An 11768-nucleotide genomic window follows, 5' to 3' on the forward strand; every position below is an offset into this window, starting at 1 on the left:
GTGTCGGGGGTCACAGTAGAGTTTCGCCGCAGAGAGTTAATGGGCATTAACGCACTGCGGTGCCCGCCGCCCCAACCCCATGGAGAACGACATGTCGGACCCCACCAACCGCGAGAAGCACGAGGCCCTGGTCGCGGATCTGCGCGACCTGCTCGCCCGCACCGCCGAGGGCGGCCCCGAGAAGGCGCGCCGGCGCCACGTGGACCGCGGCAAGCTGCTCCCGCGCCAGCGCATCACCGAGCTGCTGGACCCGGGCAGCCCCTTCCTCGAGGTCGCGCCGATCGCCGCGCACGACATGTACGGGGGCAAGGTCCCGGCGGCGGGCGTCGTCGCGGGCATCGGGCTCGTGGAGGGCCGCCGCTGCATGATCGTGGCCAACGACGCCACGGTCTCCGGCGGCACCTACTACCCGATGACGGTGAAGAAGCACCTCCGCGCGCAGGAGATCGCCGACGCCAACCGCCTGCCCTGCATCTACCTGGTCGATTCCGGCGGCGCGATGCTGCTCAACCAGGACGAGGTCTTCCCGGACCGCGACCACTTCGGCCGCATCTTCTATAACCAGGCGAACCTGTCCAAGAAGGGCATCCCGCAGATCTCGGCGGTCCTGGGCTCCTGCACGGCGGGCGGCGCGTACGTCCCGGCGATGTCCGACGAGGCGGTGATCGTCAAGGAGCAGGGCACCATCTTCCTGGCGGGCCCGCCGCTGGTGAAGGCGGCGACCGGCGAGGACGTCACGCCCGAGGAGCTCGGCGGCGGCGATCTGCACTCCAAGACCTCCGGCGTCACCGACCACCTCGCGTTGGACGACGCGGATGCGCTGCACCGCGTCCGCGCGATCGTCGACACGCTTCCGCTTGCCGACGACGCACCGTGGGAGGTCCGCGAGACCCGGGATCCGCTGCGCGAGCAGACCGACCTCTACGACATCGTGCCCGTCGACGCCCGACAGCCCTACGACGTCCGCGAGGTCATCGAGACCATCGTCGACGCCGGCGAGTACCGCGAGTTCAAGGCGGAGTTCGGCACCACGCTGGTCACCGCCTTCGCCCGCATCCACGGCCACCCGGTCGGCATCATCGCCAACAACGGCATCCTCTTCGCGGAGTCCGCGCAGAAGGGCGCGCACTTCATCGAGCTGTGCGACCAGCGCGGCATCCCCCTGGTGTTCCTGCAGAACACCACGGGCTTCATGGTCGGCCGCGAGTACGAGGCCGGGGGCATCGCCAAGCACGGCGCGAAGATGGTCAACGCGGTGGCCACCACCCGCGTGCCCAAGTTCACCGTGGTCATCGGCGGCGCGTTCGGCGCCGGCAACTACTCGATGTGCGGCCGCGCGTACTCGCCCCGCTTCCTGTGGATGTGGCCCAACGCCCGCGTCGCCGTGATGGGCGGCCCCCAGGCGGCCATGACCCTGTCGACGGTCCGCCGCAACCAGATCGAGCGCTCCGGCGGCGAATGGTCGGCCGAGGAGCAGGAGGCCTTCGAGGCCCCCGTCCGCGAGCAGTTCGAGGAGCAGTCGCACTGCTACTACTCGTCGGCCCGCCTGTGGGACGACGGCGTCATCGATCCCGCGGACACCCGCCGCATCCTCGGCCTGGCCCTCGAGGTCGCCGGCGGCGCCCCGCTCGACGATGCCGGCTACGGCGTCTTCCGCATGTAACCCGAACCGACAGCACAGAGAGGAGAGAAGCCCATGACCACCGCCACCGCCACCACCGCCCCCGGCGCGGAGACCATCAACACGGTGCTCGTCGCCAACCGCGGCGAGATCGCCTGCCGCGTGATCCGCACCCTTCGCGAACAGGGGGTCCGCTCCGTCGCCGTTTATTCCGACGCCGACGCCGACGCCCCCCACGTCCGCCTGGCCGACGTCGCCGTCCACATCGGCCCGTCGCCGGCGCGGGAGTCCTACCTGGTCATCGACCGCATCCTGGATGCGGCCCGCCGCACCGGCGCGCAGGCCATCCACCCCGGCTACGGCTTCCTGTCCGAGAACGCGGCGTTCGCCCGCGCCTGCGAGGATGCCGGCATCATCTTCATGGGGCCGCCCGCCTCGGCGATCGAGACGATGGGCGACAAGATCTCCGCGCGGGCGACCGTCGAAAAGCGCGACGTGCCCACCGTGCCCGGCATCTCCCGCCCCGGCCTGACGGACGAGGAGCTCATCGACGCCGCGCCGGGCATCGGGTTCCCGGTGCTGATCAAGCCGTCCGCCGGCGGCGGCGGCAAGGGCATGCACCGCGTCGAGCGCATCGAGGACCTGCCCGACGCGCTGGTCACCGCCCGCCGCGAGGCCGCCGGCGCCTTCGGCGACGATTCGCTGTTCATCGAGCACTTCGTGGACACCCCGCGCCACATCGAGGTGCAGGTGCTGGCGGATGCGCACGGCAACGTCATCCACCTCGGCGAGCGCGAGTGCTCGCTGCAGCGCCGGCACCAGAAGGTCATCGAGGAGGCGCCGAGCCCGCTTCTCGACGAAACCGTCCGCGCCCGGATCGGCGAGGCGGCCTGCGACGCCGCCCGCTCCTGCGGTTACGTCGGCGCCGGCACCGTCGAGTTCATCGTCCCCGCCGCCGACCCGGACAAGTTCTACTTCATGGAGATGAACACCCGCCTCCAGGTCGAGCACCCCGTCACCGAGGAGGTCACCGGTCTGGACCTGGTGGCCCTGCAGCTGGCCATCGCCCGCGGGGCGGAGCTGCCCATCACGCAGGACGACGTCACCATGACCGGCCACTCCATCGAGGCCCGCGTCTACGCCGAGGACCCGGCCGCCGGATTCCTGCCCACCGGCGGCACCGTCACCCGCGTGGTCGAGCCCTCCGGCCCGGGCGTGCGCGTCGACTCCGGCATCGCCGACGGCGCCGAGGTCACGTCCCTGTACGACCCGATGCTGATGAAGGTCATCGTCCACGGCGCCGACCGCGCCGAGGCCCTCGACCGGCTGGTCCGGGCGCTGGCCAACACCGTCGTCGCCGGCGTCGGCGTCAACGTCGACTTCTGCCGCTACCTGCTCGCGGTGCCCGAGGTGGCCTCCGGCGACCTGGACACCGGCCTGCTCGACCGGGTCGCCGGGGACTACGCCGACTTCGAGGTGCCCGACCAGGCCCTGGTCGCCGCCGCCATGGCGTGGCTGGCCGGCCGCTGGCCCGAGGGCCCGGCCTCGCCGTGGGCCGTGCCGGACGCCTGGCGCTCCGGCCGGCCGGGCACCCAGCGCCTGCGCCTGGGCACCACCAACGGCTCCCGCCTCATCGCGGTGTCCGGCACCCCCTCCGGCGCGACGGTCACCGTCGACGCGCGGGTCGCGGGCATCAGCGAACCCGCCGAAGGCGAAGACGCCCCCGAGCCCCGCGACCACTCCTCGGCCATCCACCGCGACGGCGACCTGTGGCGCGTCGACTGCGACGGCATCGCCCGCCACTGGCAGGTGGAGACCGTGGCCAGCCGGCGCGGCACCGACGTCATCGTCTCCTCCGACGAGGGCACCTGGGTGCTGCACCGCGAAAACGTGGTCCGCTCCGCCGCCGACGACGACGGCTCCGGCGACGGCACGCTGAGCTCGCCCATGCCGGGCACGGTCATCGCGCTGTCCGCGGCCGACGGCGACCGCGTCGAAGCCGGCGACCCGGTCCTGGTCGTGGAGGCCATGAAGATGGAGCACACGCTCCGCGCCCCCGCCGCCGGCGTCGTCGAATACCACGTCGCCGAAGGCGCCCAGGTCTCCTCCGAAATCGCCCTGGCCACCGTCACGCCCGACGAAGACTGATCTCTCAACAAGCACCCGCCCTCAACAAGCACCCGCCCTCACAAAGCACCCCGACAACAAGGAGCCACCATGACCGACGTCAACACCGCCGATCTGCCCGCCGAATACCGCGAGCTGCAGACCGTCGTCCGCGAGTTCGCCAACGAGGTCGTCGACCCCGTCGCCTACGAGCACGACCGCAACCACACGTTCCCCTACGAGGTCGTCGCGCAGATGGGCGAGATGGGCCTGTTCGGCCTGCCCTTCTCCGAGGAGTACGGCGGCATGGGCGGCGATTATCTTTCGCTGGGCATCGCCCTGGAGGAGCTGGCCAAGGTCGACCAGTCGGTCGCGATCACCCTGGAGGCCGGCGTGGGCCTCGGCGCCTCGCCGATCTACCACTTCGGCAACGAGGAGCAGAAGCAAAAGTGGCTGCCGGACCTCACCGCGGGCAAGGCGCTGGCGGGCTTCGGCCTCACGGAGCCCGACGCCGGCTCCGACGCGGGCGCCACCCGCACCGTCGCGCGCGAGGACGGCGGGGACTTCGTCATCAACGGCTCGAAGCAGTTCATCACCAACTCCGGCACGGACATCACTTCGCTGGTCACCGTCACCGCCGTCACCGGCGAGAAGGAGAACGGCAAGAAGGAGATCTCCACGATCATCGTGCCCGCCGACTCCGAGGGCTTCGTCGCCGAGCCGGCGTACGACAAGGTCGGCTGGAACGCCTCCGACACGCACCCGCTGACCTTCACCGACGTCCGCGTCCCGCAGGAGAACCTGCTGGGCACCCGCGGCCGCGGCTTCGCGAACTTCCTGTCCACCCTGGCCGAGGGCCGCGTCGCCATCGCCGCGCTGGCCACCGGCGCCGCGCAGGGCTGCGTCGACGAGTCGGTGAAGTACGCCAAGGAGCGCCACTCGATGGGCCGCGCGATCGCCGAGTACCAGGCGATCTCGTTCAAGATCGCCCGCATGGAGGCCCGCGCCCACGCCGCCCGCATGGCCTGGTACGACGCCGCAGCGAAGATGGTGAAGGGCAAGGAGTTCCGCCGCGAGGCGTACATCGCCAAGCTCATCTCCTCCGAGGCCGCGATGGACAACGCCCGTGACGCCACGCAGATCCACGGCGGCTACGGCTTCATGAACGAGTACCGCGTCTCGCGCCACTACCGCGACTCCAAGATCCTGGAGATCGGCGAGGGCACCACCGAGGTGCAGCTGATGCTGATCGCCCGCGGACTGGGCCTGTAGGGGAGGGGAGCCATGACGGACAACGACGGAATCGTCCAGCGCGGCCTCTGGTTCGACGAGTACGAGGAGGGCGCCCGCTACCTGCACCGCCCCGGCCGCACCGTCACCGAGACCGACGACGTCCTGTTCACCACGCTGACCATGAACACCCAGCCGCTGCATCTCGACGCCCACTGGTCGTCGCAGCAGCCGGGTTTCGGGGGCAAGCGCCTGGTCAATTCGATGTGGACCCTGTCGACGGTGGTGGGGCTGTCGGTGTCGCAGCTGACGCTGGGCACCATCGTGGCGAACCTGGGCTTCACCGAGGTCTCGTTCCCGAAGCCCATGTTCCACGGCGACACGCTGTACGCGGAGACGAAGTGCCTGTCCAAGCGCGCGTCGAAGTCCCGGCCGGGCCAGGGCATCGTCGAGCTGGAGCACATCGGCCGCAACCAGGACGGCGACGTCGTCTGCAGGGCGGTTCGGGCGACGTTGGTGCAGTGTGACCCGGAGGCCGACCGATGAACGACTGGATTCCCGCCGGCCCGGCGATCCTCTTCGTCCCGGCCGACCGCCCCGACCGTTTCGCCAAGGCGGCGGAGCGCGCGGACATGGTCATCCTCGACCTCGAGGACGGCTGCCGCCCGGAGAACCGCGCGGATGCGCGCCGGGCGATCATCGACAGCGAGCTGGACCCGGAGCGCGTCATCGTCCGCATCAACCCGGTGGATTCCCCGGAGCATGCGGCGGACCTGGAGATGCTCGCGGACGTGCGCTACGACCTGATCATGCTGCCGAAGGCGGAGTCCGCCGCGGCGGTGGAGTCGCTGGCCGGCCATCGCGTCATCGCGCTCATCGAGACCCCGCTGGGCGTCCTGCGCGCCGACGAGGTCGCCTCGGCCCACAACGCCGTGGCCCTGTTCTGGGGCGCGGAGGATCTCACCGCCGGGCTCGGCGGCACCGCCTCCCGATTCGGCGAGGGCGAGAAGAACCCCGGCACGTACCGCGACGTCGCCCGCCACGCCCGGGCCCGCACGCAGCTCGCCGCAGCCGCCTTCGGCCGCGCCGCCCTGGATTCGGTCCACGTCGACATCGCCGACGCCGACGGCCTTCGCGACGAGGCACTCGACGCCGCCGCGCTCGGCTACGCGGCGACCGTCTGCATCCACCCGTCGCAGGTGGCCATCATCCGCGACGCCTACCGGCCCACCGCCGAACAGGCCGACTGGGCCCGCCGCCTGCTGGCCGCCGCCCGCGACGACGGGGGAGCGTTCGGCTTCGAGGGGCGCATGGTCGATGCCCCGCTGTTCAGGCAGGCCGAAGCCATCCACAGGCGCGCCGAAGCCACCGCCACGTAGGCGTCGCAAAGCACCGAAAAACCCGGCACACACCCGAAAATGGACCACCAGGAGAAACCGATGTCCCAGCTCAAGACCATCCCCGCGCCGTACGGCAAGGACGTCGTGGACGACGACGGCAACAAGCTGTCGCACGTCATCGGCGCCGGCGTCGACCAGGGCGCCGCGCCGCTGCGCACCGAAACCCTCGGCGAGAACCTCAAGGCGATCGTGGAGAAGTACCCCTCCCGCGAATGCATCGTCGACGTCTACGCCGACGTGTCCTTCACCTACGAGCGCTTCTACAACCGCGTCCTGCGCCTGGCCACCGCGTTCATCCGCGCCGGTTACCGCAAGGGCGACCGCATCGGCATCTGGTCGACGAACCGGTGGGAGTGGACGGTCGTCCAGTACGCCTGCCACCACCTGGGGCTGATCCTGGTCAACATCAACCCGGCCTACCGCCAGCACGAGCTGAACTACGTGCTGGAGAAGGCCGGCGTGCGCTGCGTCTTCGCCGCCCGCCGCTACAAGGACTCCGATTACCGCACCATGCTCATCGAGGCGTCGAAGCAGCGCGGCGTCAACCTGGACAAGGTCATCTACTTCGGCTCCGCCGACTGGTACGAGCGCATGCACGGCGAGATCGACGACCTGTCGGAGTACACCGCGCAGGTCAAGCCCGAGGACCCCATCAACATCCAGTTCACCTCCGGCACGACGGGCTTCCCCAAGGGCGCGACGCTGACGCACCGCAACCTGCTGAACAACGGCTTCTTCATCGGCGAGCTGCTCGGCTACGACGAGAACGACCGCGTCTGCGTGCCGGTGCCGTTCTTCCACACGTTCGGCATGGTCATCGGCACCTTCGCCACGTTCACGCACGGCGGGGCGATCATCATCCCGGCGCCGAGCTTCAAGGCCCGCGAGACCCTCAAGGCCGTGCACTCCGCCGGCGCGACGTCGCTGTACGGCGTGCCCACCATGTTCATCAACGAGCTGGAGGAGGCCCACGACCACGTCGAGTACGGCAGCCCGTACGACTTCTCCACCCTGCGCACCGGCGTCATGGCCGGCACCTCCTGCCCGTCGAAGACCATGCGGGACGTCATGGAGAAGCTGAACATGAAGGAGATCGCCATCTGCTACGGCATGACGGAGACCTCCCCGGTGAGCTTCCAGACCCGCAAGGACTCGCCGCTGGACAAGCGCGTCAACACGGTCGGCCAGATCATGCCGCACCTGGAGGCCCGCGTCATCGACGAGAACACCGGCGAGACCCTGCCGCGCGGCGAGCAGGGCGAGGTCGTCGTCCGCGGCTACTCGGTGATGAAGGAGTACTGGCACCACCCGGAGAAGACGGCGGAGGCCATCGACGACGACGGCTGGATGCACACCGGCGACCTCGGCGTCATCGACGACGAGGGGTACCTGGCCATCACCGGCCGCATCAAGGACATGCTCATCCGCGGCGGCGAGAACATCTACCCCCGCGAGATCGAGGAGTTCCTGTTCACGCACCCGGACATCGTCGACGCGCAGGTGATCGGCGTGCCGGACGACAAGTACGGCGAGGAGATCATGGCCTGGGTCATACTTCACGACGAGGACGGGGACCTGACCGCCGAGCAGATCGCGGAGTTCGCCCAGGGCAAGCTGTCGCGGCACAAGATCCCGCGGTACGTCCACGTCACCGATTCCTTCCCGATGACGGCGTCGGGCAAGGTCCGCAAGGTCGAGATGCGCGAGATGGCGCCGAAGCTGCTGGGATGGGTGTGATCGCGATGTCCAAGACCACCGATGCATCGATCCGCGACCTCGTCGCGGGTTACGTGGAAGACGGCATGACCATCGCCGTCGGCGGCTTCGGCCTGTGCGGCGTGCCCTTCGACCTCATCGAGGGCCTGCGCGATTCCGGCGCCAAGGACCTGACCATCGTGTCCAACAACATGGGCGTCGATGGGATGGGCCTGGGCATTCTTCTGGAGAATCACCAGGTCAGCAAGGTCGTCGCCAGCTACGTCGGCGAGAACAGGATGTTCGCCCAGCAGTACCTGGACGGCGAACTGGAGGTGGAGTTCAATCCGCAGGGCACGCTGGCCGAGCGGCTGCGCGCCGGCGGCGCGGGCATCCCCGCCTTCTACACCGCCACCGGAGTGGGCACCCTCGTCGCCGAGGGCAAGCCCCACGCCGAGTTCGACGGCCGGACCTACGTGCAGGAGCGCGGCATCGTCGCGGATCTGGCGCTGGTCCACGCCTGGCGCGGCGACGTCGACGGCAACCTCGTCTACCGTTCCACGGCGCAGAACTTCAATCCGCTGTGCGCGACGTCGGGCAAGGTCACCATCGCCGAGGTCGAGGAACTCGTCGACCGCGGCGCCATCGAGCCCGACGCGGTCATGACCGCCGGCGTCTTCGTCGACCACGTCGTCCGGTCGACCGAGCGCGAGAAGCCCATCGAAAAGCGGACCACCCGGCCGCGCGGGGAGGAGAACTGACATGGACCAGGCGAACAAGCGGGGCTGGACCCGCGACGAAATGGCCGCCATGGCCGCCTCGGAGCTTTCCGACGGCGACTACGTGAACCTGGGCATCGGCATCCCGACGCTCGTGGCCAACCACATCCCCGACGGGGTGCGCGTGCTGCTGCAGAGCGAGAACGGCATCCTCGGCATGGGCCCCTTCCCGTACGAGGGCGACGAAGACGCCGACCTGATCAACGCCGGCAAGCAGACCGTGACCCTCGTGCCCGGCGCCGCCGTGTTCGACTCCGCCACGAGCTTCGCCATGATCCGCGGCGGGCACGTCAAGATGGCCGTCCTCGGCGCCATGCAGGTCTCCGAGTCCGGCGACCTGGCCAACTGGATGATCCCCGGCAAGATGGTCAAGGGCATGGGCGGCGCGATGGACCTCGTCGCCGGCACGCCCCGCGTGGTCGTGCTCACCGACCACGTCGCCCGCGACGGCAGCCCGAAGCTGGTCAAGGAATGCGATCTGCCGCTGACCGGCGCGAAGGTGGTCAAGCGCGTGATCACCGACCTGGGCAGCTTCGACGTCGCCGACGACCACCTGGTCCTGCGGCGCCTGGCGCCGGGCGTGACGCTCGGCGACATCGAGAACAACACCGCCGCGGCGTACGTCGTGGATCTGGAGAATTAGCGGGCGGCCGGGGCCAAAAACGCTAGGCTCGATTAACTGAGCGCCACAATCAACCGAGTGCAACAACCACAACCGCGCTGCCGACGCGCAGCGCCCACAGGGAGACGAACACCATGACCGGAAACACCACCCCGAACGCCGACGACGTCGTCATCCTCGCCGGCGCCCGCACCCCGCAGGGCAAGATGCTCGGCCAGCTGGCCGATCTGTCGGTCGTCGATCTCGGCGCCCACGCCGTCCGCGCCGCCGTCGAGCGCGCGGGGATCCAGCCGGAGGACGTCGGCCGCGTCGTCCTCGGCCAGGTCATCCTCGCCGGCGCGGGCCAGAACCCGGCCCGCCAGACCGCCATCAAGGCCGGCCTGCCGTGGTCGACCCCGGCCGAGATCGTGGCGAAGGTCTGCCTGTCGGGCCTCGACGCCGTCATCCACGCCGCGCGCATGATCCGCCTCGGCGAGGTCGACGTCGTCGTCGCCGGCGGCCAGGAGTCCATGACCAACGCCCCGCACATCGCCCACGGCGTGCGCAAGGGCAAGTCCTACGGCTCGCTGAAGCTGGAGGATTCGCTGGAACTCGACGGCCTGGTCGACTCCTACGACTGCGTGTCCATGGGCACCCTGACCGACGGCCCGAACGCCGACCTGGGCATCTCCCGCACCGACCAGGACGAGGTCGCCGCGCTGTCGCACCAGCGCGCCGCCAAGGCCCAGGCCGACGGCATCTTCGCGCAGGAGATCGCCCCGATCGAGATCCCGCAGCGCAAGGGCGACCCGGTCGTGGTCGACTCCGACCAGGGCATCCGCCCGGACACCACCGTCGAGTCGCTGTCGAAGCTGCGCGCGGTGTTCATGAAGGAGGGCGGCACCATCACCGCCGGCAACTCGTCGCCGATCTCCGACGGCGCCGCCGCCCTGGTGCTGGCCCGCCGCGGCTGGGCGGAGGAGCGCGGCCTGGATTACCTCGCCGTCGTCGGCAAGGCGGGACAGACCGCCGGCCCGGACAACGGCCTGCACGCCCAGCCGTCCGACTCGCTGGCCGAGGCCCTGCGCCTGGCCGGCTGGGATGCGTCCGACCTCGACTTCATCGAGATCAACGAGGCCTTCGGCGCCGTCGCCGTGAAGTCCCTGCGCGACCTGGACTACCCGCTGGAGAAGTGCAACATCCACGGCGGCGCCATCGCGCTGGGCCACCCGATCGGCTGCTCCGGCGCCCGCCTGACGCTGACGGCGGCCATGGAGCTGTCGCGCCGCGGTTCCGGCAAGGCCGGCGTCTCGCTGTGCGGCGGCGGCGGCCAGGGCGACGCCCTGCTGCTGTACCGGGACTAGTCCCGCAGGCGGTAGTTTCGGGGGCATGAGCACCTCCGATTCGCCCGCCTGGCTGCCCGCGGGCCCCGCGCTCCTGTTCGCCCCCGCCGATCGTCCGGACCGCTTCGCCAAAGCCGCGGAGCGGTCCGACGTCGTGATCGTGGATCTCGAGGACGGCGCCGCGCTCGACGGGCACGAAGCCGCCCGCCGCAACGTCCTCGACCACCCCCTCGACCCGGCCCGCACAATCCTGCGCGTCACGGGCCCCGACGCCCCGACCTTCGCGGGCGACGCCGAACTGGCGCAGGAGGGCCCCTACGACGTCGTCATGCTGCCCAAGGTCCGCGACCGCATCCCGGAGGAGCTCGCGGGCCTGAAGATCATCGCGATGATCGAGACGCCGCAGGCGATCCTCAACATCGGCGCCATCGCGTCGCACCCGGACGTCGTGGGCATGTTCTGGGGCGCCGAGGACCTCGCCGCCGAGCTGGGCGGCACATCGTCGCGCATCACCGCCGAAGAGGCGGGCGCCGGCGCCCGCCCCTACCGCGCCCCGCAGCAGCTGGCGCGGACGATGATGGTCATCCACGCCGCGGCCAACGGCATCGCCGCCATCGACGCCGTGCACGTGGATTTCCGCGACGCGGAGGGCCAGTACCTCGAGGCCCTCGACGCCGCCGGCTGCGGCTTCGCGGGCACCGCCTGCATCCACCCGGCGATGGTGGAACCGGTGCGCCGCGCCTACCGCCCCTCGGATGCGGAACTGGACCGCGCGCGCCGCATCCTCGAGCGCGCCGCGGACAACGTGGGCGCATTCCAGCTCGACGGCGAGATGATCGACGCCCCCGTCGTCAGGCAGGCGGCGATCACCGTTGCGCGGGCGGGATGCTGAAAAATCGGCCCCGGTCGGGGGTGAAAAACCGAGATTTTTTTGCCGACAAGAGTTAATCGCCCGTAACTGATGACTTGTGCTCTGCGTCACATTAGTGTGGC

10 protein-coding genes are annotated in these 11768 nt (G+C 70.2%); all 10 read left to right on the top strand.

Features of this window, described 5'->3' with window-relative positions; genetic code table 11:
• The first annotated feature begins 91 nt into the window (after positions 1 to 91).
• The 10 genes from CHAN_RS02590 (at position 92) to CHAN_RS02635 (ending at position 11667) form a co-directional block, all read left to right on the top strand.
• Entirely contained in the window at positions 92 to 1663 is a 1572-nt protein-coding gene (locus CHAN_RS02590) for a carboxyl transferase domain-containing protein (RefSeq protein ID WP_048740424.1), read from the top strand.
• 33 nt (positions 1664 to 1696) lie between these two features.
• Positions 1697 to 3769, top strand: a complete 2073-nt coding sequence (locus CHAN_RS02595; protein ID WP_290291416.1) for an acetyl-CoA carboxylase biotin carboxylase subunit — start codon at positions 1697 to 1699, stop codon at positions 3767 to 3769.
• Between the two features lie 69 nt (positions 3770 to 3838).
• Positions 3839 to 4999 (top strand): acyl-CoA dehydrogenase family protein, encoded by a 1161-nt coding sequence (locus CHAN_RS02600; RefSeq protein WP_048740319.1) that lies wholly within the window; start codon positions 3839 to 3841, stop codon positions 4997 to 4999.
• Between the two features lie 12 nt (positions 5000 to 5011).
• Positions 5012 to 5503 carry a MaoC family dehydratase gene (locus CHAN_RS02605; RefSeq protein WP_290291420.1) on the top strand — a complete coding sequence of 164 codons (492 nt, stop codon included), beginning with the start codon at positions 5012 to 5014 and terminating at the stop codon, positions 5501 to 5503.
• Positions 5500 to 6336: an HpcH/HpaI aldolase/citrate lyase family protein gene (locus CHAN_RS02610; protein ID WP_290291422.1), complete on the top strand. Its 837-nt coding sequence runs from the start codon at positions 5500 to 5502 to the stop codon at positions 6334 to 6336. The genes CHAN_RS02605 and CHAN_RS02610 overlap by 4 nt, the downstream gene beginning before the upstream one ends.
• Positions 6337 to 6396: 60 nt before the next feature.
• On the top strand, positions 6397 to 8094 hold the full coding sequence (locus CHAN_RS02615; protein ID WP_193388819.1) for an AMP-binding protein: 1698 nt from the start codon (positions 6397 to 6399) through the stop codon (positions 8092 to 8094).
• Between the two features lie 5 nt (positions 8095 to 8099).
• Positions 8100 to 8813, top strand: coding sequence for a CoA transferase subunit A (locus CHAN_RS02620; RefSeq protein ID WP_048740422.1), 714 nt, complete (start codon positions 8100 to 8102; stop codon positions 8811 to 8813).
• 1 nt (position 8814) lies between these two features.
• Entirely contained in the window at positions 8815 to 9474 is a 660-nt protein-coding gene (locus CHAN_RS02625; protein WP_048740313.1) for a CoA transferase subunit B, read from the top strand.
• A 113-nt stretch (positions 9475 to 9587) separates the two neighbouring features.
• Positions 9588 to 10796, top strand: coding sequence for an acetyl-CoA C-acetyltransferase (locus CHAN_RS02630; protein ID WP_290291437.1), 1209 nt, complete (start codon positions 9588 to 9590; stop codon positions 10794 to 10796).
• A 25-nt stretch (positions 10797 to 10821) separates the two neighbouring features.
• Positions 10822 to 11667 carry an HpcH/HpaI aldolase/citrate lyase family protein gene (locus tag CHAN_RS02635; RefSeq protein ID WP_290291440.1) on the top strand — a complete coding sequence of 282 codons (846 nt, stop codon included), beginning with the start codon at positions 10822 to 10824 and terminating at the stop codon, positions 11665 to 11667.
• Positions 11668 to 11768: the final 101 nt, after the last annotated feature.

The organism is Corynebacterium hansenii (assembly GCF_030408795.1).
In the GTDB taxonomy this organism is placed as follows: Bacteria; Actinomycetota; Actinomycetes; order Mycobacteriales; family Mycobacteriaceae; genus Corynebacterium; species Corynebacterium hansenii.

Bases quoted from the DNA above. Each gene is read 5' to 3' on its own strand.
- CHAN_RS02600 (WP_048740319.1), top strand. From the start codon at position 3,839: ATGACCGACGTCAACACCGCCGATCTGCCCGCCGAATACCGCGAGCTG.
- CHAN_RS02590 (WP_048740424.1), top strand. From the start codon at position 92: ATGTCGGACCCCACCAACCGCGAGAAGCACGAGGCCCTGGTCGCGGAT.
- CHAN_RS02625 (WP_048740313.1), top strand. From the start codon at position 8,815: ATGGACCAGGCGAACAAGCGGGGCTGGACCCGCGACGAAATGGCCGCC.
- CHAN_RS02610 (WP_290291422.1), top strand. From the start codon at position 5,500: ATGAACGACTGGATTCCCGCCGGCCCGGCGATCCTCTTCGTCCCGGCC.
- CHAN_RS02595 (WP_290291416.1), top strand. From the start codon at position 1,697: ATGACCACCGCCACCGCCACCACCGCCCCCGGCGCGGAGACCATCAAC.
- CHAN_RS02620 (WP_048740422.1), top strand. From the start codon at position 8,100: ATGTCCAAGACCACCGATGCATCGATCCGCGACCTCGTCGCGGGTTAC.
- CHAN_RS02635 (WP_290291440.1), top strand. From the start codon at position 10,822: ATGAGCACCTCCGATTCGCCCGCCTGGCTGCCCGCGGGCCCCGCGCTC.
- CHAN_RS02630 (WP_290291437.1), top strand. From the start codon at position 9,588: ATGACCGGAAACACCACCCCGAACGCCGACGACGTCGTCATCCTCGCC.
- CHAN_RS02615 (WP_193388819.1), top strand. From the start codon at position 6,397: ATGTCCCAGCTCAAGACCATCCCCGCGCCGTACGGCAAGGACGTCGTG.
- CHAN_RS02605 (WP_290291420.1), top strand. From the start codon at position 5,012: ATGACGGACAACGACGGAATCGTCCAGCGCGGCCTCTGGTTCGACGAG.